Annotated in this window: 21 protein-coding genes; 12 read left to right on the forward strand and 9 right to left on the reverse strand. The window is 71.9% G+C overall.

The features are described 5' to 3' along the window. Nucleotides 1–119 precede the first annotated feature (119 nt). Nucleotides 120–1,034 carry a hypothetical protein gene (locus ACXYMW_RS08105; protein ID WP_459034808.1) on the forward strand — a complete coding sequence of 305 codons (915 nt, stop codon included), beginning with the start codon at nucleotides 120–122 and terminating at the stop codon, nucleotides 1,032–1,034. A 28-nt stretch (nucleotides 1,035–1,062) separates the two neighbouring features. On the opposite strand, the gene ACXYMW_RS08110 is transcribed toward ACXYMW_RS08105, so the two are convergent. After that, the gene (locus tag ACXYMW_RS08110; RefSeq protein ID WP_459034809.1) at nucleotides 1,063–1,836 is read right to left on the reverse strand and encodes a sulfotransferase family protein; all 774 of its coding nucleotides are present in this window, start codon (nucleotides 1,834–1,836) and stop codon (nucleotides 1,063–1,065) included. Between the two features lie 154 nt (nucleotides 1,837–1,990). On the opposite strand from ACXYMW_RS08110, the gene ACXYMW_RS08115 reads away from it, so the two are divergent. From ACXYMW_RS08115 to ACXYMW_RS08130, 4 genes are read left to right on the forward strand one after another with little or no spacing between them, the layout of a single operon-like run. Further along, entirely contained in the window at nucleotides 1,991–4,057 is a 2,067-nt protein-coding gene (locus ACXYMW_RS08115; protein ID WP_459034810.1) for an HAD family hydrolase, read from the forward strand. Then, entirely contained in the window at nucleotides 4,050–5,219 is a 1,170-nt protein-coding gene (locus ACXYMW_RS08120) for a glycosyltransferase (RefSeq protein WP_459034811.1), read from the forward strand. Before ACXYMW_RS08115 ends, ACXYMW_RS08120 begins: the two co-directional genes overlap by 8 nt. After that, complete coding sequence (locus tag ACXYMW_RS08125) at nucleotides 5,212–6,195, forward strand: glycosyltransferase family 2 protein (protein ID WP_459034812.1); 984 nt, start codon at nucleotides 5,212–5,214, stop codon at nucleotides 6,193–6,195. Before ACXYMW_RS08120 ends, ACXYMW_RS08125 begins: the two co-directional genes overlap by 8 nt. Beyond that, nucleotides 6,192–7,325 carry a glycosyltransferase gene (locus tag ACXYMW_RS08130; protein ID WP_459034813.1) on the forward strand — a complete coding sequence of 378 codons (1,134 nt, stop codon included), beginning with the start codon at nucleotides 6,192–6,194 and terminating at the stop codon, nucleotides 7,323–7,325. The genes ACXYMW_RS08125 and ACXYMW_RS08130 overlap by 4 nt, the downstream gene beginning before the upstream one ends. A gap of 4 nt (nucleotides 7,326–7,329) precedes the next feature. On the opposite strand, the gene nadC is transcribed toward ACXYMW_RS08130, so the two are convergent. The 3 genes from nadC to nadA are packed head-to-tail and all read right to left on the reverse strand — an operon-like array spanning nucleotide 7,330 to nucleotide 10,815. Further along, nucleotides 7,330–8,184, reverse strand: a complete 855-nt coding sequence (nadC, locus tag ACXYMW_RS08135; RefSeq protein ID WP_459034814.1) for a carboxylating nicotinate-nucleotide diphosphorylase — start codon at nucleotides 8,182–8,184, stop codon at nucleotides 7,330–7,332. After that, nucleotides 8,181–9,761, reverse strand: a complete 1,581-nt coding sequence (locus tag ACXYMW_RS08140; RefSeq protein ID WP_459034815.1) for an L-aspartate oxidase — start codon at nucleotides 9,759–9,761, stop codon at nucleotides 8,181–8,183. Before ACXYMW_RS08140 ends, nadC begins: the two co-directional genes overlap by 4 nt. Nucleotide 9,762: 1 nt before the next feature. Next, the gene (nadA, locus tag ACXYMW_RS08145) at nucleotides 9,763–10,815 is read right to left on the reverse strand and encodes a quinolinate synthase NadA (protein ID WP_459034816.1); all 1,053 of its coding nucleotides are present in this window, start codon (nucleotides 10,813–10,815) and stop codon (nucleotides 9,763–9,765) included. Nucleotides 10,816–11,122: 307 nt separating this feature from the next. Between nadA and ACXYMW_RS08150 the strand changes: the two genes are divergently transcribed. Together ACXYMW_RS08150 and ACXYMW_RS08155 are read left to right on the forward strand one after the other, a co-directional pair. Continuing rightward, the gene (locus ACXYMW_RS08150) at nucleotides 11,123–12,292 is read left to right on the forward strand and encodes an aminodeoxychorismate synthase component I (RefSeq protein WP_459034817.1); all 1,170 of its coding nucleotides are present in this window, start codon (nucleotides 11,123–11,125) and stop codon (nucleotides 12,290–12,292) included. Further along, nucleotides 12,289–12,897, forward strand: coding sequence for an aminotransferase class IV (locus ACXYMW_RS08155; protein ID WP_459034818.1), 609 nt, complete (start codon nucleotides 12,289–12,291; stop codon nucleotides 12,895–12,897). The genes ACXYMW_RS08150 and ACXYMW_RS08155 overlap by 4 nt, the downstream gene beginning before the upstream one ends. A gap of 1 nt (nucleotide 12,898) precedes the next feature. Here ACXYMW_RS08155 and ACXYMW_RS08160 read toward each other — a convergent pair whose 3' ends face one another. Further along, nucleotides 12,899–13,363, reverse strand: coding sequence for a MarR family winged helix-turn-helix transcriptional regulator (locus tag ACXYMW_RS08160; protein WP_459034819.1), 465 nt, complete (start codon nucleotides 13,361–13,363; stop codon nucleotides 12,899–12,901). 115 nt (nucleotides 13,364–13,478) lie between these two features. Here ACXYMW_RS08160 and ACXYMW_RS08165 point away from each other — a divergent pair, with 115 nt between their 5' ends. Further along, nucleotides 13,479–13,904, forward strand: coding sequence for an organic hydroperoxide resistance protein (locus tag ACXYMW_RS08165; protein ID WP_459034820.1), 426 nt, complete (start codon nucleotides 13,479–13,481; stop codon nucleotides 13,902–13,904). A gap of 45 nt (nucleotides 13,905–13,949) precedes the next feature. Here ACXYMW_RS08165 and ACXYMW_RS08170 read toward each other — a convergent pair whose 3' ends face one another. Beyond that, nucleotides 13,950–14,489 carry a L,D-transpeptidase gene (locus ACXYMW_RS08170; protein WP_459034835.1) on the reverse strand — a complete coding sequence of 180 codons (540 nt, stop codon included), beginning with the start codon at nucleotides 14,487–14,489 and terminating at the stop codon, nucleotides 13,950–13,952. A 320-nt stretch (nucleotides 14,490–14,809) separates the two neighbouring features. Here ACXYMW_RS08170 and ACXYMW_RS08175 point away from each other — a divergent pair, with 320 nt between their 5' ends. The 4 genes from ACXYMW_RS08175 to ACXYMW_RS08190 all read left to right on the forward strand — a co-directional run bounded on the left by ACXYMW_RS08175 (nucleotide 14,810) and on the right by ACXYMW_RS08190 (nucleotide 20,672). Continuing rightward, nucleotides 14,810–16,258: an amidase gene (locus ACXYMW_RS08175; RefSeq protein WP_459034821.1), complete on the forward strand. Its 1,449-nt coding sequence runs from the start codon at nucleotides 14,810–14,812 to the stop codon at nucleotides 16,256–16,258. A gap of 72 nt (nucleotides 16,259–16,330) precedes the next feature. Further along, nucleotides 16,331–18,019 (forward strand): alpha-amylase family glycosyl hydrolase, encoded by a 1,689-nt coding sequence (locus ACXYMW_RS08180; protein WP_459034822.1) that lies wholly within the window; start codon nucleotides 16,331–16,333, stop codon nucleotides 18,017–18,019. Nucleotides 18,020–18,089: 70 nt separating this feature from the next. Continuing rightward, complete coding sequence (locus ACXYMW_RS08185; protein WP_459034823.1) at nucleotides 18,090–18,944, forward strand: SDR family oxidoreductase; 855 nt, start codon at nucleotides 18,090–18,092, stop codon at nucleotides 18,942–18,944. A 75-nt stretch (nucleotides 18,945–19,019) separates the two neighbouring features. After that, nucleotides 19,020–20,672 (forward strand): glycoside hydrolase family 13 protein, encoded by a 1,653-nt coding sequence (locus ACXYMW_RS08190; protein WP_459034824.1) that lies wholly within the window; start codon nucleotides 19,020–19,022, stop codon nucleotides 20,670–20,672. 22 nt (nucleotides 20,673–20,694) lie between these two features. Here ACXYMW_RS08190 and ACXYMW_RS08195 read toward each other — a convergent pair whose 3' ends face one another. Genes ACXYMW_RS08195 through motA form a run of 3 tightly spaced genes read right to left on the reverse strand, consistent with a single transcriptional unit; the run spans nucleotide 20,695 to nucleotide 22,213 of the window. Further along, nucleotides 20,695–21,111, reverse strand: coding sequence for a hypothetical protein (locus ACXYMW_RS08195; protein ID WP_459034825.1), 417 nt, complete (start codon nucleotides 21,109–21,111; stop codon nucleotides 20,695–20,697). Next, on the reverse strand, nucleotides 21,108–21,347 hold the full coding sequence (locus tag ACXYMW_RS08200) for a hypothetical protein (RefSeq protein ID WP_459034826.1): 240 nt from the start codon (nucleotides 21,345–21,347) through the stop codon (nucleotides 21,108–21,110). The genes ACXYMW_RS08195 and ACXYMW_RS08200 overlap by 4 nt, the downstream gene beginning before the upstream one ends. Further along, the gene (gene motA, locus ACXYMW_RS08205; RefSeq protein ID WP_459034827.1) at nucleotides 21,344–22,213 is read right to left on the reverse strand and encodes a flagellar motor stator protein MotA; all 870 of its coding nucleotides are present in this window, start codon (nucleotides 22,211–22,213) and stop codon (nucleotides 21,344–21,346) included. Before motA ends, ACXYMW_RS08200 begins: the two co-directional genes overlap by 4 nt. Nucleotides 22,214–22,233 lie beyond the last annotated feature (20 nt).

Raw genomic sequence — 22,233 nt, forward strand, 5'->3', positions numbered from 1 at the left:
CACTGTCGCCGATCGGCGCCATGCGCGAGAAACTGCCGAAAAGGTCTGGGCCGCGCGCGTGACGCGAGGTTATGTTGGGCCGGGACGCAACCCCAGGGGACGGCAGGGGGTCGACGCGAATGGTTCGACAACGACTGGATCGGGCGCTCGAGGCGATCAGCGCGGCGGCCCTCGATCCACGCGGCTGGAACCGGGTCCAGTCGGCCACCGAAATCCTGCTCGGCGCGATCAGCTCGCAGCTCGCGCAGGTCGATCACCGCGCCGGCAACAGCTTCACCAGCCGCACCTCGGTGATCCCCGAGATCGATACCGAACTGTGCGACTGGGGCCCGGTGTCCGAGCCGGTGATCTGGGCCGCCGCCAACCCGCATTGGCGGCGCTTCGTCGATTACGACTACATCGACGAGGCGGGCATGCGCAGAAGCGCCTTCTACACGCAGAACGCGCAGTACGACATCACCTACCGGCTGGGCTGCCGGCTGCTCGACACGCCGGGCAAATCCTCCGCCCTCGTGTGGATGTGGCCGCGCGCCGACGGGCACGTGCAGGCGCCGACTCTGCGCCTGCTGGAGGCGATCCGCGGTCCGCTGCGCCTGGCCGCGCTGGTCTCGGAAAAGGTCAGCGAGGCGACCGCGGCGGAGGAGAACGTGCTCGCCACAATCCGCGCGCCGGCCTTTCTCACCCGTCCCGACGGGCGGCTCCTGGCCTCCAACGATCTCGGCGCCCGGCTGCTGCTGGACCGCAGCGCGCTGATCCTTGAGGACGGCATGCTGCGCCCGTGCTGGCGGCCCGGCCGCGCCACGTTCCGCCGCATCCTGGCCGAGACCCAACGCGAACCCGATCCGCAGCACCCGAAATTCGGCCACGTCATCCTGCCGCGGCAGGGCCTGCCGGCGCCCGCCGCCTTCGCGGCCCTGCCGCTGTCGCGCCATCACCACTTCATCCTCGGCGCGCGCGCCACGGTGCTGCTGGTGGTGACCAATGACGGCGCGGCGCCCGGCACGCGGTTCCTGCGCCAGCACTTGATCGGCTGACCGGGGGCGCGCGGCGGCGGCGCGGCGCTCATTCCGCGGCGCTGCGCACCGCCTCGGCGACGGCGTTTAGAGGGTGCGCCACCTCCACCGATTTCCCGAGCACGGTCATGCCGGCGCCGTAGCCCCAGCGCGCCAGCGCCGGCACCTGCGCCTCCCCCAGCGTGCCGGCGGGCCGGTACTCGGCATTGCCGTCGCGGATCCTTTCGGGCGGCGCGGCGGTGCCGGTATCGAGATAGGCCGCCAGCATGCGCTGCACCCTGCCGGGATCGGCGACGACGTCTTCGTAGCGCAGCACCAGCGAGGCGTGCAGGAAGGGCAGGTCCCCGGCGACGATCCGGTGCGCCGCGATCCAGTGCGCGATCAGCGCATCGTCGGGGGCATCGACCCATTTCCGCACCGCCGAGGCGACCGCTTGCGGGTGCCGCAGCACCACCACGAACTGCGCCAGCGGGAAGAGCTGCTGGTAGAGCCGCATCCGGGTCAGGTTGACCGGCGATTTCTCGACCCGCCAGGGGGCGTCCGCGAACCAGGGCGCCCAATCGGCCTCCATGCGGTCGCGGACCTCGCGGCGGTCGTGGCAACAGCCCTCGACGAGATGCTGCGCAGGATCGGTGGCGAAATGCATCGGAGCGCCGTGCCGCCGGGTATGCGGAATGCCGCCCTGCAGGTAGACGCCCTCGTTCTCCGGCACCGGGGCATTCTCGATTGCGGAAACCCCCGGAAGGGCGCCGATCATGCGCGCCACCAGCGAGGTGCCGGAGCGGTGCAGGCCGCCGACGAAGACATAGCGATGGGGAATCACGGGAGGGTCAAGTCCTTGGTCCTGTTGGCGTGTTCCCCCCGAACATAGGCTGCGCACGGGGGGGAGGGAACCGTGCCAGCCCGGGGGGGGTTTCCTCGGCGACCGGAGCCGCGGGCTCCGACGCTCATCCAGTTTCAGTTGTCACGAGGGTATCATGCGGGTCATGCATATCGCTCTCGGCGGCTGCCTCAAGGCGCCGCCGATTGATTACGGCCTGACCGAAGATACCGGGGGCCACATCGCCTATGTCCTGGGCGCCGCCCTGGCGCAGGCCCAGCGTTCCGAGATCGACCATGTCGACATCGTCACGCGTCTGATCGAAGCGCCGGACCTCGGCGCCGCCTATGCCCGGGCGGAGGAGACGGTGGCGCCGGGCTGCACGATCCGGCGGCTGCGCACGGCGCGCACCGCCTATCTCAGCAAGGAGGCGCTGGAGGCCGAGCTTCCGGCGCTGCGCCAGGCGCTGCTCGCGATGCTGGCCGATCCGGCGCGGCGTCCGGACGTCATCCACGCCCATTTCGCCGATGCCGCCGAGCTTGCCGCCGCCGCCGAGGCGCGCTTCGGCATTCCGTGGATCTATTCCAGCCATTCGCTGGGGCTGGAAAAGAGCGCGGGCCGGACGCCCGCGCCGGCGCTGGCGCGGCGCATCGCCCGCGAAGGCCGGGCCATCGCCGCCGCCCCGGCCATCGTCGCCTCCTCGCGCGACGAGGCGGAGCGCCAGCTTCCCGCCTATTGCGCGGAGGCCGAGGGCCGCGTGCACCGCATCAATCCCGGCATCGTGCTGCGCCCGGGCGGCGATGCCGCGCGGGCCCGCCGGCTGATCGCGCCGTTCCTGAGCGAGCCCGACAAGCCCGTCATCCTCGCCATCGCGCGCCCGATCCGGAAGAAGAACCTCGCCGCCCTGGTCGAGGCCTACGGGCGCTCCGAGGCGCTGCAGGCGCGGGCCAACCTGGTGATCCTGGCCGGACTGCGGCGCGGCATCGAGGGCAACGGCGCGGAACAGGATGCGGTGATCCGCGATCTCTTCGACCGCGTCGACCGGCACGATCTCTGGGGCCGCGTGGCGCTGCCGCGACGCCATGACGGCGGCGATGTCGCGGCGCTCTACCGGTTGGCGGCGGAGGACGGGGTGTTCTGCAACCCGGCGCATCACGAACCCTTCGGCCTGACCCTGATCGAGGCGGCGCAATCCGGGGTTCCGGTGGTCGCGACCCGCAATGGCGGCCCGATCGACATCGTCCGGACCATCGGCGCGGGCAAGCTGATCGATCCCGAGGATCCCGACGCCATCGCGTCGGCGCTTCTGGTCACGCTGGAGGACGATCTGCGGGCGCCGCGGGCGCGGGCGGCGCAGAAGGTCGCGCAGACGGCCTTCGACTGGCACCGCTGGGCCGCCGATGTCGCCCGCGTCATCGCAGGGCTCGGCGCCGGGCGCGACACGGCGGCGGCGCCGGCGAACAGCGCCGCGCCGGACGCGGCGATGGTGGTCTGCGACATCGACGGCACGCTGACCGGCGATGCCGCGGCGGCGGCGCGCTTCGCCGAATGGGCGCGGAACCGCCCCGCCGGGCTGCGCTTCGCGGTGGCCACCGGCCGGTCGCTCACCGAGGCGCGCCGCGTCCTCGCGGCATGGCAGCTGCCCGATCCGGACCTCTTCATCACCTCCTGCGGCTCGGAGATCTGGCGCTGGGGGCCGCGCGGCCGGCTCGATCTCTGCGCCGATTACGCGGCGCGGCTGGACTGGCCGCGCGACGCGCTGGCGCGGCGCCTGGCGCGGACCGGACTGGCGCCGCAGGCGGAGTACGAGCAGCGGCGCTGGAAGCTCAGCTATTTCGGCAGCGCGGCGGAGGCCGCGGAACTCGCCGCGGAGCTTGTCCCGGACTTTCCCGGGCTGCGCGTCGTGGCCTCGCACGGCAAGTTCATCGACCTGCTGCCCGCGGCCGCGGGCAAGGCCAACGCGATCCGTTTCGAGGCGGCCCGGCGCGGTCTTGCCGAGCGGGACTGCGTGGTGGCGGGCGACAGCGGCAACGATGCCGACATGCTCACCGGCTTCGCCCGGGCCATCCTGCCGGCCAATGCGCTCGACGATCTCGACGGGCTGGCCGGGCTCGACCACGCGCATCGGTCGGACTGGGCCTTTGCCGACGGGGTGCTGGACGGCCTGGCGCGCTTCGGGCTGGCCGCCCGCCCGCGCCCGGCGGGGAGCGTGACCCATGCGTGACTTCGCCTCCGCGCCCGGCCGCGCCCGGCCGATCGGCTTCTTCGTCCACCACCAGGGCCGCGGCCATGCCGAGCGCGTCGCCGCGCTGGTCCACGCGCTGCCGCCCGACCGCCCGGTACGGATCTTCTGCGCCCGGCCGGAGATTTTCCCGGCGCTGCCGGAGACCGCCGAGATCGCCCGCATCCCGTCGCTCTTCGAGCCCGAGGGCCCGGCGCCCGCGGCGCTCGACCGGATCGCCACGCCCGAGACGCTGCATTGCGCGCCGCTGGGCTGGCGCACCATCCGCGAGGCGATGGCCGAGATCACCACCTGGTTCTGGCAGGCCGACCCGGCGCTGATGGTCTGCGACGTCTCGGCCGAGATCGCGCAGCTCGCCCGCATCTGCTCGGTGCCGCATGTGAAGGTGCTGCAGCACGGTGACCGGAGCGATCCCGGCCACCGCGCCGCCTATGACGGCGCGGCGGGCCTGCTCGCGCCGTTCGACGCGGCGCTGGCCCAGCCCGACTGGGACGAAGCGATGCAAGCCAAGACCTTCTTTGCCGGCGGTCTCGGCATCGATTGTGGCCTGCCGGACCGGGCCGTCGCGCGCCGCCGGCTGGGCCTCGCCGAGGGCGAGGAGGTGGCGCTGGCGATCTCGGGCGGCGGCGGCAACGGCATGCCGGAGGCGCCGCTCGGCGTCGCCGCGCGCAGCTTTCCCGCGATGCGCTGGATCACCATCGGCGCGGTGCAGCGCGAGTGGCACGCCACCCCGCCGCGCAACCTCGAGCATCGCGGCTGGGTGGAGAACGCCGCCGATTTCATCGCCGCGGCCGACCTCGTCGTGGCCTCCACCGGCAACACCACGGCGGCGCAGCTGCTGGCCGCCGGCAAGCCGTGGATCGCGGTGCCGGAATGGCGCTACTTCGACGAACAGGTGGCCAAGGCCGAGGCGCTGGCCCGCGCCGGGGCGGCGCTGCACCTCCCCGCGCTGCCCGCCTCGGCGCATCGCTGGCGCGAGGCGGTGGCGCAGGTGCGGGCCGGGCACGACCCCGACCGCCAGCGCCGGCTGATCCGCCCCGACGCCGCCCGCCGCGCCGCCGCCTGGCTCGATGCGCTGGCCACCTCGCTCTGGCAGACCGACCCCGAAACTGCTCCGGAAAGGACCCTCGAGACCCATGCCTGACGTCACCGCTCTCACCATCGCCGCCGGCCGCGAGGCCCATCTTGCCAACGTGGTCCGCGGGCTCGAAGCGCAGCGCCAGAAGCCGCGCGAGCTGATCATCGGCGTCATGCAGGAAGCGCTTTACGACGCGCTGCCCGCCACCTCCTTCCCGGTGCGCCAGATCCGCGTCACCCGGCCCGACGGGCAGCTGCCGCTGGCCGCCGCGCGCAACACCGTGGCCGACGCGGCCACGGGCGCGGTGCTGGCCTTCATCGACGTCGATTGCATCCCGCATCCCGATTACATCGCCGACGTGGCGGTGGCCGCCACCCCGGGCCGCGGCATCGTCATGGGCGAGGTCGCCTACCTGCCCGCCGGGGCGGCCGATGGCGGGCTCGACTACGCCGCCTTCGAGGCCCGCGCGGAGCGCCATTCCGACCGCCGGGCCCCGCCCAAGGAGGGCCTGCTGGCCTGCGAGGATTACCGCTGCTTCTGGTCGCTGAACTTCGCCCTGCACCGCGACGACTGGGCGCGGTCGGGCAAGTTCGACGAGCGCTATTACGGCTATGGCGGCGAGGATACCGATTTCGGCCGCAGCATCTCGGAACGCGGGCTCGGCCTGTGGTGGATGAAGGGCGCCAAGGTCTACCACCAGCACCACGACCATTGCATGCCGCCGATCCACCACCTGCGCTCGGTGCTGCGCAATTCCGAGGTCTTCGCCTCGAAATGGGGCGAGCGCACGATGGGCCACTGGTTGCACGGCTTCAAGATGATGGGCCTGATCGCCGAGGAGGACGGCGCGCTGCACATCTGCCGCGAACCCGACGAGGGTGATTTCGCCCTCTGCCGGCAGCGTCCCGAAATGGCCTATGCCAATACCCGCCGGGTGCTCGATCAGCTCGAGGCCGACCGGGTGGCGCAGATGTCGACCAAGGAGCGCGGGCGCGAGCTCTGGCACGCGGAACAGGCGCTGGTGCGCTACGTCGCGGAATGACCCGTCGCTTACGCATCGCGGTGATCGGCCATATCCGCAACCCGGTGGGCCGTCCCTTCCGGGGCGGTATGGAGGCGCATTGCTACCATCTGGTGCACGGCCTGCAGGCGCGCGGCCACGACGTGACGCTGTTCGCGCCGGGCGACAGCGCAGTCGACGTGCCACTGGTGCCGCTGGTCGCGCGCCATGCCGACGCGGTCTGGCCCTGGCACGAATGGCGCGGCAGCACGGAATACGTGGCCTTTCAGGACGCCACCTTCGCGGCGGCGCTGCCCCGCCTCGCCGCCGGCGGGTTCGACGTGATCCACAACAATTCGCTGCACCGCTACCCGGCGCGGCTGGCGCGCCGCGATCGGCTGCCGATGCTGACCTCGCTGCACGTGCCGCCCTTCGATCCGCTGCACCGCGCGGTGCGCGACGGCGCCGCCCCCTGGTCGCGCTTCACCATCTGCTCGCAGCGGCAGCGCGACGTCTGGTGGCCCGAGGGCGCTCCGGAGGAGGCGCATGTGGTGCCCAACGGCATCGACCTCGCGCAATGGCCGTTCCGGGCCGAGGGCGACGGGACGCTGGTCTGGGCCGGGCGGATCACGGCGACCAAGGCGCCGCATCTCGCCGCCGAGGCGGCGCGCCGCGCCGGGCTGCCGCTGACGCTTTACGGCGTGATCGAGGACGACGCCTATTTCCGCGCCGAAGTGGCGCCCCGGCTGGGCGGCGCGGTGCGCTATGGCGGCCATCTCTCCGGCGCCGATCTGGCCCGGGCGCTGGGGCGGGCCTCGGCGCTGCTCTTCACGCCGCACTGGGACGAACCCTTCGGGCTGGCCGCGGTCGAGGCGATGGCCTGCGGCCTGCCGGTGGCGGCGACCGACATGGGCGCGGTGCGCGAGGTGCTGGGCGAGGCCGGACGCCTGGCCCCGGCCGAGGATGCCCGCGCGCTGGCAGCGGCGGCGCGGGCCGCCATGGCGATCCCGCGTCACGTGCCGCGGCGCCGCGCCGAACGGCTGTTCTCGCTCGATCGCATGATCGACGATTACGAGGCGCTGTATCGACGCGCCATTGCGGGCCGCGCCGCGGCTTTGCGCGACCCGGGCTTCCGGGCGCACGAATTGCCGCCGGTCCTCGCCGCGGAGTGAGCGCTCAGAAATCGAGCCCGAGATCGAGCACCGGCGCCGAATGGGTCAGCGCCCCGGCGGAGATGAAGTCGACGCCGGTGGCGGCCACCTCGGCCACCCGGTCGAGGCCGACATTGCCGGAGGCCTCCAGCAGCACCCTGCCCGCGGCCAGAGCCACCGCCTCGCGCAGGGTCGGCACGTCCATGTTGTCGAGCAGCACGACATCGGCACCGCCGGTCTCCAGCACCTCGGCAAGCTGGTCGAGCCGGTCGACCTCGATCTCGACCTTCAGCATGTAGGAGGCCTGCGCCTTGACCGCCTCCAGCACCGCGGCGATGCCGCCGCCCGCGGCGACGTGGTTGTCCTTGATCAGCACCGCATCGGACAGCGAGAAGCGGTGATTGACGCCGCCGCCATGCAGCACCGCGGCCTTTTCCGCCATGCGCAGGCCCGGCGTCGTCTTGCGGGTGCAGCTGATGCGCGCCCGCGTGCCGGCGATGCGGGCCGCGTATTCCCCGGTCAGCGTGGCGATGCCCGACAGCCGCCCGGCGAAGTTCAGCGCCACCCGCTCGGCGCTCAGGATGGCGGCGGCGGAGCCCGCGACCTCGAGCAGGGTGTCGCCGGGCGCGACGCGGTCGCTGTCGGCGCGGACGGCGCGGATCTCGAGCTCCGGATCGAGCAGGCGGAAGGTCAGCGCGGCGATCCCCAGCCCCGAGACGATGCCCGCCGTGCGGGCGCGGAGCCGCGCCTGGCTGGTGGTGCCGGCGGGGATCACCAGCCGGGACGTGATGTCGCCCGCGGCCCCCAGATCCTCCAGCAAAGCGGTGCGGATCATCGGTTCGAGCAGCAGGTCGGGCAGCGGCGGCAGGGCGTGGGTCATGCGGGTTCGGTCTCGGCTTCGGTTTGGTTGCGGATCGCCAGCGCGCGCGCCAGGGTCAGGTCGCTGCGGGGTGGCAGGGAAGGTGCAGGCTGCGGGAAGTCGCGGCGGAAATGCGCCCCCCGGCTTTCCCGGCGGGTCAGCGCCGCGGCGGCGATCAGGGTCGCGGCGGCGCACATGTTGGCCAGGGCCGGGCAATCGGGCTGCGCCGCCTCGATCCGGGCGATCTCGCGCAGCGTGCCGGTCAGCCCCACGGAATCGCGGATCAGCCCGGCGCCGGCGGTCATCGCCCGCCGCAGCGCCGCGACAAGTTCAGGATCGGGCAGCGGTGCCGCGTCGAGGGCCGGCAGCGCGACCTCCGGGACCGTGCCTCCGGCGCCGGGCAGGACGGCGGCAATGTCGCGCGCGGCCCGGGTCGCGAAGACCAGCGCCTCGGCCAGCCCGTTCGAGGCCAGGCGGTTGGCGCCGTGCAGCCCGGTCGCTGCGGTCTCGCCCGCCACCCAGAGCCCCGGCAGCGAGCTGCGGCCGCGGGCATCGCTGGCGACGCCTCCGATATGGTAATGCGCCGCCGCGGCGACCGGGATCGGCTCCGAGACCGGGTCGATCCCGGCGGCGCGGCAGGCGGCGGTGACGGCGGGGAAGTCGCCTGCGATGCGCGGGCCGAGCGCGGCGCGGGTGTCGAGCATCGGCCGCCGCCCGGCGCAGGTCTCGGCGTGGATGGCGCGGGCCACGACGTCGCGCGGCGCAAGCTCGGCATCGGGGTGGCGGCCGGCCATGAAGCGCCGGCCCTCCGCATCGACGAGGATCGCCCCGGCGCCGCGGAGCGCTTCGCTGGCCAGCGGCGCGGGGTCGGCGCCGGTCAGGATGGCGGTGGGATGGAACTGGACGTATTCGGCATCCGCGATCCGTGCCCCGGCGCGGGCCGCGAGCCCCAGCGCCTCGCCGCGGATGCGCGGCGGATTGGTGGTGAGGGCGAAGAGCCCCGCCGCGCCGCCGCCCGCCAGGAGCACCGCCGGGGCCAGCAGGGGCAGGGCGCGCGACCCCGTGGCGCGGGCGAGCCGCAGGCCGATCACCCGGCCCCCGCCGGTCAGCAGCGCCTCCGCGGCGACGCCCTCGAGCACCTGGATATGGGGCGCGGCGCGCACCGCCGCGGCCAGCGTGGCGATGATCGCCGCCCCGGCCCCGTCGCCCCGCACCCGCACCACCCGGGGCCGGCCATGGGCGGCCTCGCGCGAGAGCAGCCAGGCGCCGTCCGGGGCACGGTCGAAGGGCGTGCCGAGCCGTGCGAGGTCGCGCACCCGGTCGGGGACATCTTCCGCCACGGCGCGCGCCACCGCGGCGTCGACCGCGACGGCGGAGGTGGGGGTTGTGTCGGCGGCGTGCTGCGCGGGATCGTCCGGCGGGGCCATCGCGGCGGCGATGCCGCCCTGCGCCCAGGCCGAGCTGGCGCCGGCGCCGAGCGGCTCGGGCGAGACCACGAGGACCGGGCGCGGCGCCAGTTCCAGCGCCGCCCAGAGCGCGGCGAGCCCGGCTCCGACGATCACCACCCGTTCGGTCCGGGCCGGGGAGGCGTCGCGCATGTCAGGCGCCCGGGCGCTGCGACAGGTCGATCATCCGCTCTACCGCGCGCCGCGCATCGGCGGCGATGGCGGGCGCGACCTCGACCGCGCCCTCCATGCTGTGCAGGGCCCAGAGGACCTTCTCCAGCGTGATCATCTTCATGTAGGGGCACATGTTGCAGGGGCCGACGAACTCGACCTCGGGCAGGGCGTCGGAGATGTTGGCCGCCATCGAACACTCGGTGACCAGCATCGCCTGCTCGGGCCGCTCGCGGCTGACGTAGTCGAGGATGCCCGAGGTCGAGCCCGCGAAATCGGCCTCGGCCACCACGTCGGGCGGGCATTCGGGATGCGCGATGATGCGGGTGCCGGGGTTCCAGCGGCGGTAATCGCGGAGATCCTCGGCGGTGAAGCGTTCATGCACGATGCAGGCGCCGTCCCACCAGACGATGCGCTTCTCGGGGACCTCGCGCGCCACGTTCTGCGCCAGCCACTTGTCGGGCGTCATGATCACCGTCTCGGCGTCGAGCGCGCGGACGATCCGGGCGGCGTTCGAGGAGGTGCAGCAGATGTCCGAGGCGGCCTTCACCGCGGCGCTGGTATTGACGTAGGAGACCACCGGCGCGCCGGGATGGGCGGCGCGCATCTCGGCGATGCCCGCGGGCGTGATGCTCTCGGCGAGCGAGCAGCCGGCGCCGGCATCGGGGATCAGGACGGTCTTGGCGGGGTTCAGGATCTTCGAGGTCTCGGCCATGAAATGCACGCCGCATTGCACGATGACCCGGGCCTCGACGCGGGTCGCCTCCACCGCGAGCTGCAGGCTGTCGCCCACCACGTCGGCGATGCCGTGATAGATTTCCGGCGTCATGTAATTGTGGGCCAGGATGACCGCGTCGCGCTGCCGCTTGAGGGTCTCGATGGCGGCCACGTAGGGCGCGTGAACGGCCCAGTCGGGGGGCGTCACGACGCGCGCCATGCGTTGGTAGGTCGCGGCCATCCGCGCGGCCAGATCGGGCGAGGGCGCGAGATCGTAATGCGCCTCGAGTTCGGCCCGGCGTCCGGAGTGGTCGAGCATCCTGCATTCTCCCCCAAAGGCGGCGCTGCCGCGGTTCCCGGCAGCGGCGTAGAGCCGGGTTGACCCGGGGGCAAGAGGCCAGATGCCGCCGCCGGCGCGCCGCGTCGGCGGCTTTGCCAGCGCGAATTCGTTATTACGCACATGGCTTTGGCGCGCCGGGGCTGGGGTTTCGTGGTTCTGATCGCTGGCCGCGGCCCGACCCCAGATCACCCATTAAAAAATCCCGCCGCGCCGTGTATGAGAGCCGGGGGACGGGCTTCGTAAGCGGGATGGCGCGGATGGTGAACAAGCTGGCGGAGCGGCGGGGGTGAGCGCCTTCTGGCCCGATGGCGGCCCGGGCGTGCTGTTCGAGACCGGGCCGGACGGGCGCCCGGCGGCGTTCCGCGCCCCCCGCGCGCTGATCGTGGCCGAGCGGCGCGGCGACGTGCCCGCGGCGCTGGCGCGGCTCGACGCGGCGCAGCGCGACGGCTTCTGGACCGCCGGGCTACTGGGCTACGAGCTGGGATATGCGCTCGACCCGGCCTATGCCGATCTGGACCTTCCCGATGCGGCCGGGCCGCTTTTGGTCATGGGGGTCTTCGACGCGCCGCGCTGCGGGGCGGAGGCCCTCGACCGTGCCGATGCCATGGCCGGCGGCGCGGAGATCCTGGAGGTGCGCCCGCGCTGGGACGCGGCGCGCCACCAGGCCGCCTTCGAGGCCGTGGCGGCGATGATCGGGCGCGGCGATCTCTACCAGGTCAACCTCACCTTCCGCGCCGATCTCGACTATCGCGGCACGCCGCAGGCGCTCTGGGGGGCGCTGCGGCGGCGCCAGCCGGTGCCGCATGGCGCGGTGATGGATCTTGCCGGCACGCAGGTGCTGTCGCGCTCGCCCGAACTGTTCTTCCGCGCGGAGTGCTCTGGCCGCGTCACCGTGGCGCCGATGAAGGGCACCGCGCCGCGGTCCGCCGACGCCGCCACCGACCGGCGGCTGCGCGAGACGCTGGCCGCGGACGAGAAGAACCGCGCCGAGAACATCATGATCGTCGACCTGATGCGCAACGATCTGAGCCGCGTGGCGGAGTTCGGAACGGTCCGGGTCCCCGAGCTCATGCGCGTGCTGAGCTACGAGACGGTGCACCAGATGGTGTCGCGGGTCGAGGCGCGGCTGCGCCCCGGCATCGTGCCGAGCGACATCCTGGCCGCGCTGTTCCCCTGCGGATCGGTGACCGGCGCGCCGAAGATCGCGGCGATGCGGGCGATCCATGCCCTCGAGGGCGCGGCGCGCGGCGCCTATTGCGGATCGCTGGGCTGGATCGCCCCGGACGGGCGGGCCGAGTTCAACGTCGCCATCCGCACTCTGACCCTGGCCGGGCCGGGCCGCGCGGTGCTCGGGATCGGCGGCGGCGTGGTGGCCGACAGCACCGCGCCGGGAGAATACGAGGAGGCATTGTGGAAGGCGCGTTTCGTCACCGACCTGATCCCCAGCTACGCGTGATCGAGACGCTGTTCTGGTCGCCGGCGACCGGGGCGGTGCGCGGCGCGCGGCACCTCGCGCGGGCCGAACGCAGCTGCGCGGCGCTCGGTTTCGCCTTCGACCGCGCCGCGGCGCGCACGGCTTTGTTCGCGCCGGGGGCGGACGGGCCGGTGCGGCTGCGCGTGACCTTCGGCCCGGCGGGCGAGATCGAGAGCCGGGCGGTGGCCTTCGCGCCGGACCCGGAGCCGCCGGTGCAGACCCTGGTCTGGGCCGCGCCGCGGCTTGCCTCCGGCGATCCCTGGCTCGCGGTCAAGACCACCCGCCGCGCGCTCTACGATCGGGTCGCGGCGGCGTTGCCCGACGGCGCCGGCGAGGCGCTATTCCTGAACGAGGCGGGCGAGGTCTGCGAGGGCACGCGCAGCAATCTCTTCCTCGAACGCGCCGACGGCGCCCGGGTGACGCCGCGCCGCGCCGCGGGCCTGCTGCCGGGAATCCTGCGCGAGGAGCTGCTGGCCAGCGGCGCCTTCTCGGAGGCGGCGGTCACGCCCGCGGAGGTGCAGAGCGCCCGTCGGATCTGGATCGGCAATTCGCTGCGCGGCCTGCAGCCGGCGATCCTCGCCTCCTGACCTAGTCGGGCTCCGCGTCCCGGCCCTGAAGCGCGCGCCGGGTGGCGCGCAGTTCCCGCTGCAGGCGCATCAGCCGGTCCTCGTCGAACCCGGTGGCGGCGCTGACGCAGGCGCGGATGCGGTCGGCCTCGGGCGCCATGGCGCGGCCCGTCGCGGTCAGGTCCACCAGCACCCGCCGCTCGTCCTCGGGATCGCGACGGCGCTGCACGAGGCCGGCCGCCTCCAGCCGTTTCAGCAGCGGCGTCAGGGTGCTGCTGGTCAGGCCAAGCGCGCGGCCGATCTCGCCCACCGTGGCGCCGCCGCCGCGCCACAGAATGCGCATGGCAAGGTATTGCGGATAGGTCAGGCCGAGCGGCGCGAGGATGGGCCGGTAGATCTCGGTGAAGGCGTGCGACAGCGCGTAGACCTCGAAACAGACGAGGTCGTCGAGCCCGGGACCGCCCAGATCGTCCTGTCCGTCCTCCATCGCACACCTTTCGCCGAGAGCGTCCGGCAGCCATGCCACGGCCTTGACCCTGATACAAGAGTACGCTATTAGATCGTGCACGATATATTTGCACAAGATAAGAAAGGCTGCCGCGATGCCCACCAAGGTTCTGTATTCCACCACCGCCTCTGCCAGCGGCGGCCGCGAAGGCCAGGCCGCCACCCAGGACGGCGCGCTCGACGTGCGTCTGGTGACGCCCAAGGAGCTGGGTGGGGCCGGGGGCGACGGCGTCAATCCCGAGCAGCTTTTCGCCGCGGGTTATGCCGCCTGCTTTCTCGGCGCGCTGAAATATTATGCCGGTCAGCAGAAGGTGACGATCCCCGAGGATGCACGGACCATCGTCACGGTGGGGATCGGGCCGCGCGACGATGCGGGCTTCGGGCTCGATGTCGGGATCGAGGTCGCGCTGCCGGGGATCGCGCGCGACCTGGGCGAGAAGCTGGTCGCCGGCGCGCACGAGATCTGCCCCTATTCGCACGCCACCCGCGGCAACCTGTCGATCACCCCGACGCTGGCCTGATCCGGCCGGTCGGCTGCCCGGCGCCCTGCCGGGCAGCGCCCGCGGTCACATCGTCGGGTAAAGCACCACCCGGGTATTTTCCGGCACCCGGTTGTAGAGATCGATGATCTGATCGTTGGTCAGCCGCGCGCAGCCGTTCGAGACACGCTTGCCGATGGTCGAGGGATCGTTGGTGCCGTGGATGCGCAGGAAGGTGTCGCCCTTCTCCTCGGTGAAAAGGTAGAGCGCCCGCGACCCCAGCGGGTTCTCCAGCCCCCCGGGCATGCCGTCCTCGTACTGCTTGTACTTGTCCGGCTCGCGCTCGATCATGTCCGGGGTCGGCGTCCAGCTCGGCCATTCCTTCTTGGCGCCGACAAAGAATTCCCCGGATTCGTAGAGCCCCTCGCGCCCGATCCCGACCGGGTAGCGCCAGGCCCAGCCGTCGGGCTGGGTCCAGAACAGGGCAAAGACGACCGGATCGACATGGATCTCGTAGGGCGCGAGGCCGAGCCCCAGATTGACCATGCGCGGCTGCATGTCCTCGGGCAACGCGGCCTCCTGGATCTGCGCATCCAGCGTGTGCGCGGCGGCGGGCCACGCCGCCATCGCCGGCAGGGCAGCGGTCATTCCGAGAAACGTTCGGCGGTTCAGCATGATCGGCCTTTCCGTAATGAACATATGCGTCGATTTGCAAGTACAACGCCGCGCCGAACCTGCGGTTTCCCGCAACTCCCCGTGAACGCGTCGTTCTGTGCAATCCCGGGTCCGGACCGCGGCGCCGGGACCGGTCGTTGCAGCCCCCGGCATTCCGGCGAATACTCGCCCCCGATAGCACCGGGGCGGGCCGCGGGCCACGTCGCGCCGATCACGTTCCGGCGCGCGGCGCCGCCCCTTCCGGCAGAGACATGGGAGGCAGGATGAACAGCATGGATCGGACGCCGCAGCCGGGCTTCACCGGACCGGAACTTTGCGCGCTGGAGGCCTGGCAGGTGGTCGACCTGCTGCGGCGCCGCGAGGTCTCGCCCGCTGAGGCGCTGGAGGCCGCGCTGTCCCGCATCGCCACCGTCGAGCCCGCGGTCAACGCCTTGCCGACGGTCTGCGCCGACCGCGCCCGCGCCGCCGCGGAGGACCTGCACGGCGAGGAGGAGGCGCATGCCGGCTGGCTCGCCGGGCTGCCGATCGCGATCAAGGATCTGACGCCGGTCGCCGGGGTGCGCACCACCTACGGCACGCGGGGCCTCGCCGAGTTCGTGCCGGAGGACAGCGCGCCGCTGGTCGCCCGGCTGGAGGCGCGCGGCGGCATCGTCGCGGCCAAGAGCAACACGCCGGAATTCGGCGCCGGGGGCAACACCTTCAACGAGGTCTTCGGCCCCACCCTGAACCCCTGGGACACCCGGCTGAATGCCGGCGGCTCCTCCGGCGGGGCGGCGGTGTCTCTGGCCACCGGCGAGGTCTGGCTGAGCCACGGATCGGATCACGGCGGCTCGCTGCGCACGCCCGCCGCCTATAACGGCATCGTCGGGCTCAGGCCGAGCCCCGGCCGGGTCCCCGGCAAGGGCGAGGCCGGGTTCCTGATCGAGGGCGTCGAGGGGCCGATGGCGCGCTCGGTGCGCGACTGCGCGCTGTTTCTCGATGCCCTGGCCGGGTTCGAGCCGGCCTCGCCGATCTCCTTCCCGGCCGACGCGACGCCGTTCCAGGAGGCGGTGCGCCGGGCCGACGGCGCCTGCCGCATCGCTTTCGCGCCCGATCTCGGCGGCTTCGCCCCGGTCGAGGCGGACATGGCGCGGCACCTCGCCCGCGCGATGGAACGCGTCGCCCGCAACGGCGCCGAGGTCGAGGAGGTGGCCCCGGAACTGCCGCAGCTGGAACGGACCTACCACGCCCTGCGCGGCCTGATGTGGGTGGCAATGGCGCGGCGGGTGCCCGAGGAGGTGTCGCGGCACTTCAAGCCGACGCTGCGCGAGAACGTCGAGTACGGCCGCACCCTGGGCATCGAGGATCTGGCCGAGGCCAACCTCGCGCGGAGCGCCATCTACGACCGGATGCGCGGGCTGTTCGCGCGCTTCGACGTGCTGGCCTGCCCCACCGTGGGCAACATGCCGCGGCCGCAATCGGTGGAATGGGTGCCCGAAGTCGCGGGCGTCGCGCTCTCGGGTTACATGGATTGGCTGCGCTTCGCCTTCCTGGCCACGGTGGCCGGATTGCCGGCGATCTCGGTGCCGGTCGGGCTGTCCGAGGACGGCCTGCCGGTGGGGCTCCAGCTGATCGGCCCGCCCCGCGGCGAGGCGCGGCTGCTGGCCGTGGCCCGGGCGGTGGAGATGGCGCATGGCGGCCCGCTCGGCCCGATCGACCCGGTGGTCTGCCCCGCTGCCTGACGGGCGGCGGGCGGAACCGCCCTCCGGGGACGGCTCGTTGGCCCTGCGACCGCAGCGGATCCCGGAGGCCGAATGTCGGCGACCGAACGCGATGCCGAACTGATCTACGCCCTCACCCATCAGGGCGCCGTGCCGGATCCGCCGGAATGGTGGCGCGGCGCGATGTTCTACGAGATCTATCTGCGCTCCTTCAACGACACCACCGGGTCGGGCAGCGGCGATCTGCGCGGCGTCATCGACAAGCTCGACTACATCCGCGATCTCGGGGTCGACGGGCTCTGGCTGTCGCCGTTCTTCGCCTCGCCGCAAGAGGATGGCGGCTACGATGTCAGCGATTTCCGCGCCGTCCATCCCGAATGGGGCGACATGGCGGAGCTCGAGGCGCTGATCGCCGCGGCCCATGATTGTGGCCTGCGCATCCTCAGCGACTTCGTCTTCGGGCACACCTCCGACGCCCATGCCTGGTTCGAGGAAAGCCGGCAGAGCCGCGACAATCCGAAGGCCGACTGGTATCTCTGGGCCGATCCCGCGCCCGACGGCACCGCGCCCAACAACTGGCTGTCCTCGTTCCAGGGCCGGGCCTGGCGCTGGGAGCCGCGGCGGGCGCAATATTGCTACGTGCCGTTCCTGAAATGCCAGCCGGCGCTCGATCTCGGCAATCCCGAGGTGGTGGCGGCGATGTCGGACAACATGCGCTTCTGGTTCGAGAAGGGCATCGACGGGTTCCGGCTCGACGCCGTGCAATGCCTGCGCTGCGATCCCGCCCTGCGCTCCAACCCGCCGGCGCGCGACCGCGAGAATCCCTCCGTGGGCGGCGGCCCCAACAACCCCTTCAAGCGCCAGATCCACCTCTTCGACCGCGACGTGCCCGAGGCGATCCCGGTGATCAAGGCGATCCGCGAGGTTGCCAAGGAGTTCGACGGCGACCGGGTGCTGATCGGTGAGCTTGCCGATGTCGACAGCTCGCGGCTGGCGCCGAAATACACCGCCGGCGCCGACCGGCTGCACGCGGTCTACGATTTCGACCTGATCAACCGCGCCGACAGCCTGCGCGATTGGTCCGAGATGCTCGACATCCGGTCGAACTATTTACAGCCGGGATGCAGCCTGAACGTGCTGACCAACCACGATTCCGAACGTGCCGTGTCGAACCTGATGCCGCGCGCCTGCGCCGCCGGGCAGCGCCGGGAGGCGGCCAAGGTGCTGCTCTTCCTGCAGGCCACGCTGATGGGCGGCAGCATCCTCTATCAGGGCGAGGAGCTGGGGCTGGAGCAGCCGGAACTGGCCTACGAGGATCTGCGCGATCCCTGGGCGCTGTCGCTCTGGCCGGACTTCACCGGACGCGACGGCGTGCGCTGCCCGATGCCGTGGCAGTCCGGGGCGAAGAATTGCGGCTTTTCCGACAGCGACGCGCCGTGGCACCGGGTGCCCGCGATCCATTGCGACATCGCCGTCGACCGGCAGGAGCAGGACCCGGACTCGGTGCTGACCTTCACCCGCCGGCTGCTGGCCTGGCGCAGGGGGCACGACATCCTGCGCTCCGGCACCCAGAAGCTGTGGCGGGACGGGCCCGAACGGGTGATTGCCTTCAGCCGGTTCAAGGATGGCGCGGACATGGTCTGCGTCGCCAATTTCGGCATGGCGCCGGTCGAGACGATGCTGCCGCGCGAGGGACTCGCGCCCTCCTTCTCCGGGGGCGCGGCCGAGGTCGCGGGCAAGACCCTGCGGCTCGGCCCGCTGGCCTGCGCGGCCCTGCGCTGAGCCGGGCACGCCGCGGAACATTCACCCCGGCCTTGCATTTTGCCAGCAACAGCAACCCGAGGGGACCGACATGGCCGACAGCACGGAATTCCCGCCGCAGCATCAGGACAAGATGCCGGCCGACGAGTACCGCATGACGCCCGAGCCCGATTACATGCCGCGCCATCCCGGCACCGGAAAGCTGAAGGGCAAGGTGGCGCTGATCACCGGCGGCGACAGCGGCATCGGCCGGGCCACCGCAGTGCTGTTCGCGCGGGAGGGCGCCATGGTCGCCATCGCCTATCTCGACGAGCACGAGGATGCCGAGAAGACCCGCGATCTGGTGGCGCAGGAGGGCTCCGAGGCGGCGCTGATCCCCGGCGATCTCGGCGCCAAGGCGCAGTGCGAGGCCGCGGTGAAGAAGACCGTGGAAGCCTTCGGCGGGCTCAACGTCCTTGTCGCCAACGCCGCCCAGCAATGGGAGGATGACGGGCTCGAGGACATCGACGAGGCGCGCCTGCGCCGCATCGTCGATTCCAACGTCTTCGGCCCGCTCTTCTGCACCCAGGCCGCGCTGCCGCACCTGACGGAGGGCGACAGCATCATCTACACCACCTCGGTCAACGCCTTCAAAGGCAACGACACGCTGGTGACCTATTCGGTGACCCGCGGCGCCACGCTCGGGCTGTCGCGGTCGATGGCCAACGCGCTGATGGAGCGCGGCATCCGCGTCAACGCGGTGGCGCCGGGGCCGATCTGGACGCCGTTCATCCCGGGCTCCATGCCCGAGGACAAGGTGGCCGAGTTCGGCAAGCAGGCGCCGATGGGCCGCGCCGGCCAGCCCTGGGAGGTCGCCACCTCCTACCTGTTCCTGGCCTGCGATGACGGCGCCTATTTCAGCGGCCAGACCCTGCACCCGAACGGCGGCTACATCGTCGGCGCCTGACCGGGCGCCCGCCGTGAGACAGCGCGGCCCCGGCGGGGCCGCGTTTCGTGCGATCTTCCCGAAAGGAGAGCCACGATGCCCAGCGACCACCGCCCCGAACCCTTCTGGCACCGCGCCGTCGCCTACCAGATCTATCCCCGCAGCTTTGCCGACAGCAACGGCGACGGCATCGGCGACATTCCCGGCATCATCGCCCATCTCGACCACCTCGCCGATCTCGGCATCGGGCTGATCTGGCTGTCGCCGGTCTATGCCTCGCCGATGGTCGACAACGGCTACGACATCTCCGACTACCGCGCCATCGCGCCGGAATTCGGCACGCTCGAGGATTTCGACCGGCTGGTGGCCGAGGCTCGCGACCGCGGCATCGGCATCGTCATGGACCTCGTGGTCAATCATTCCTCGTCGCTGCACGACTGGTTCCAGACGGCGCGCCGGGACCGCGATGCGGCCGAGCACGCCTTTTACATCTGGCGCGACCCGGCCCCGGATGGCGGGCCGCCCGACGACCAGCAGGCGGCCTTCGGCGGCCCCGCCTGGACCTATGTCGCGGAGGTGGGGCGCTACTATTTCCACTATTTCAGCCCCGCCCAGCCCGACCTGAACTGGCAGAACCCGGCGCTCCGCGCCGAGGTTTACGACCTGATGCGCTGGTGGCTCGACCGCGGCATCGCCGGCTTCCGCATGGACGTGATCAGCCTGATCGGCAAGGACGTCGATGCCCGCATCTACGAGGAGGCGCCGGACCTGCACCCCTTCCTGCAGGAGATGCACCGCGAGGTTCTGGCCGGCCGCGACGTCGTCACCATCGGCGAAAGCTGGTCGGTCTCGCCCGAGACCGGGCTGCTCTATTGCGGCCGCGACCGCGGCGAGCTCGACATGGTGTTCGAGTTCTCGCATATCCGCGAGGGCTGGGATCCGCAGCACGGCAAGTTCCGCCCGCGGCCCTTCGACCTCCGGGCCTTCAAGGCGGCGCTCTTCACCTGGCAGGAGCTGATGGCCGAGGATGGCTGGAACTCGCTGTTCCTGACCAATCACGACCTGCCGCGCCAGGTCTCGTTCTACGCCGATGACGGCGATTACCGGGTGCGCTCGGCCAAGATGCTGGCGCTGGTCCTGCACCTGCTCAAGGGCACGCCCTTCATCTACCAGGGCGAGGAGATCGGCATGACCAACGCCGCCTTCGAGCGCATCGACCAGTATCGCGACCTCGAGACGCTGAACCATTTCCAGGCCCAGATCGCCGAAGGCGTCGACCCGCAGGTCTTCATCCGCGGCGCCAACCGCAACAGCCGCGACAATGCCCGGACGCCGATGCAATGGACCGGGGGGCCGAATGCCGGCTTCACCCGGGGCACGCCGTGGATCGAGGTCAACCCCAATGCCGACCGCATCAACGTCGAGCATGACCGCGCCGATCCCGATGGCGTGCTCGGCTTCTACCGGCGGCTGGTGCGGTTGCGGAAGGACCGCGACGTGGTCGTCTATGGCCGCACCGAGCCGATGCTGGCCGATCACCCGGAGGTTTTCGCTTATCTGCGCCGGTTCGGCCCCGAGCGCCTGGCCGTCCTGGCCAACGCCACGGCCGGGGAGGTCCGGGTCGCGGTGCCCGAGGAGATGCGGATTTCGGGCGAGCCGCTGATTGCCAACCTGACGCCGCACGCGCGGATCGGCGCGGAGGTCGTGCTGGCGCCGTACGAGGCCTTCGCCGTCTGCGCGGCGGGCTGACGCCCCGGGGGCGGGCGGCGGGTCAGCCGCGGGGCAGGCGGGTCAGGTGCGGCAGCAGGTCCTCGGCCCGGTGGGCCAGTTCGGCGTCGTACCGCGCGGCGGCGGCGCGATCCTGCAGCGTCTCGACCGACTTGCTGTCGCGGAAGGCGTCCGCGACCCGGTCGGCGGCACGCTCGATCTCCGGGCGCATCCGGATCGCCTGGCTGGCGAGACGCTGCGTCTCCGCGCTCAGCGATTGCATCCAGGCGGCGCGGTAGGGCGCCCCCTCGGATTCCGCGGGCGTGGCGTCCTGCGCCATCATCGACAGCAGGTCCTCGCGGTCCTGCACGAGGCGGCTCTCCTCGGCCTGCAGGCGCCCCAGTTCTCCGGCAGCCTCCTCGGCGGCGCGGCGGTTCAGCCGGGCGAGAAGCGCCAGGGTGCGCTCGCGGCGCCGGGTCATTCGGGCGTCTCCGCATCGCGGCCGCCGGAGGCGCGCGCCACCAGCCGTTCGCGCATCCGGTCGAGGATGTCCTTGGGCAGGCCGGTATCGGGTGGCGGCAGGAGCACCATGTAGGGCGCCAGATCCGACGGCGCGACGGGGAGGCCCTCCGGCTTCGACGCCTCGCCGCCGGCCCGGGCCGGCGGTGCGACCAGCGCGGCGAGCCCCGCAGCGAGAACGAGCGCGCGCCGTCTCATGCCGCCGCCGCCAGTTCCTTCTGCGACGCCTCCACGGCGTAGAAATCGGGCTGCTTCTCGGTCGGGATCGAGCCGCGGCCGATCTCGATGCAGATATTGGGCGGATGGTCGGCCACCATGGCCACGAAGACGTCGCGGATGATCAGGTAGAAGGCGTGGTCCTCCTCCTCGATCTGCTTCAGGCGCCCGGCGATCGGCTGCACGATGCAATAGGCCAGGAACACGCCGAGGAAGGTGCCGACCAGCGCCCCGCCGATCATCGCACCCAGGACCTCGGGCGGCTGGTCGATGGAGGACATAGTCTTGATCACGCCCAGAACCGCCGCGACGATGCCGATCGCCGGGAGGCCGTCCGACATGGTCTGGATCGCGCCGACCGGGACCAGCGATTCCTTGTGATGCTTCTTCAGCTTCTTGTTGATCACCTCCTCGGTCTGGAAGCGGTCGTCGAACTGCATCGCCAGCATGCGGAAGCTGTCGGTGATCAGCTCGATGGCGAAATGGTCCTTGAGGATGCGCGGATAGCGCTGGAAGATCGAGCTGTCCTTGGGCGACTCGATGTGGCTGTCGAGTTCGAGGATGCCCTTGGTCTTGTAGATCCGGGACATCTCGAAGAGCAGCGCCAGCAGGTCGTTGTAATCCTTGGCGCTCCAGCGCGGGCCCTTGAAGGTCTTGCCCAGCCCCTTGGCCGCGGCTTTCACCACGGTCATCGAATTGGCGATGACGAATGCCCCGAGCGCCGCGCCGCCGATCATCATGCCTTCGTAGGGCAGGGCATAGAGCACGATGTCCATCTTGCCGCCCGACAGCATGAAGCCGCCGAAGACGAGCCCGAAGACCATAGCCATTCCGATCAGAAGCGTCATTGTCCAAGCCTCATTCTGCA

The sequence above is a fragment of the Roseivivax sp. CAU 1761 genome, assembly GCF_054482755.1.

Excerpts from the sequence above, each read along its gene's own strand:
- ACXYMW_RS08115 (WP_459034810.1), top strand. The coding sequence starts at position 1,991 with ATGCGGGTCATGCATATCGCTCTCGGCGGCTGCCTCAAGGCGCCGCCG.
- motA (WP_459034827.1), bottom strand. The coding sequence starts at position 22,213 with ATGACGCTTCTGATCGGAATGGCTATGGTCTTCGGGCTCGTCTTCGGC.
- ACXYMW_RS08190 (WP_459034824.1), top strand. The coding sequence starts at position 19,020 with ATGCCCAGCGACCACCGCCCCGAACCCTTCTGGCACCGCGCCGTCGCC.
- ACXYMW_RS08185 (WP_459034823.1), top strand. The coding sequence starts at position 18,090 with ATGGCCGACAGCACGGAATTCCCGCCGCAGCATCAGGACAAGATGCCG.
- ACXYMW_RS08200 (WP_459034826.1), bottom strand. The coding sequence starts at position 21,347 with ATGAGACGGCGCGCGCTCGTTCTCGCTGCGGGGCTCGCCGCGCTGGTC.
- ACXYMW_RS08125 (WP_459034812.1), top strand. The coding sequence starts at position 5,212 with ATGCCTGACGTCACCGCTCTCACCATCGCCGCCGGCCGCGAGGCCCAT.
- ACXYMW_RS08120 (WP_459034811.1), top strand. The coding sequence starts at position 4,050 with ATGCGTGACTTCGCCTCCGCGCCCGGCCGCGCCCGGCCGATCGGCTTC.
- nadA (WP_459034816.1), bottom strand. The coding sequence starts at position 10,815 with ATGCTCGACCACTCCGGACGCCGGGCCGAACTCGAGGCGCATTACGAT.
- ACXYMW_RS08180 (WP_459034822.1), top strand. The coding sequence starts at position 16,331 with ATGTCGGCGACCGAACGCGATGCCGAACTGATCTACGCCCTCACCCAT.
- ACXYMW_RS08195 (WP_459034825.1), bottom strand. The coding sequence starts at position 21,111 with ATGACCCGGCGCCGCGAGCGCACCCTGGCGCTTCTCGCCCGGCTGAAC.
- ACXYMW_RS08140 (WP_459034815.1), bottom strand. The coding sequence starts at position 9,761 with ATGCGCGACGCCTCCCCGGCCCGGACCGAACGGGTGGTGATCGTCGGA.
- nadC (WP_459034814.1), bottom strand. The coding sequence starts at position 8,184 with ATGACCCACGCCCTGCCGCCGCTGCCCGACCTGCTGCTCGAACCGATG.
- ACXYMW_RS08105 (WP_459034808.1), top strand. The coding sequence starts at position 120 with ATGGTTCGACAACGACTGGATCGGGCGCTCGAGGCGATCAGCGCGGCG.
- ACXYMW_RS08160 (WP_459034819.1), bottom strand. The coding sequence starts at position 13,363 with ATGGAGGACGGACAGGACGATCTGGGCGGTCCCGGGCTCGACGACCTC.
- ACXYMW_RS08170 (WP_459034835.1), bottom strand. The coding sequence starts at position 14,489 with ATGGCGGCGTGGCCCGCCGCCGCGCACACGCTGGATGCGCAGATCCAG.
- ACXYMW_RS08175 (WP_459034821.1), top strand. The coding sequence starts at position 14,810 with ATGGATCGGACGCCGCAGCCGGGCTTCACCGGACCGGAACTTTGCGCG.
- ACXYMW_RS08165 (WP_459034820.1), top strand. The coding sequence starts at position 13,479 with ATGCCCACCAAGGTTCTGTATTCCACCACCGCCTCTGCCAGCGGCGGC.
- ACXYMW_RS08130 (WP_459034813.1), top strand. The coding sequence starts at position 6,192 with ATGACCCGTCGCTTACGCATCGCGGTGATCGGCCATATCCGCAACCCG.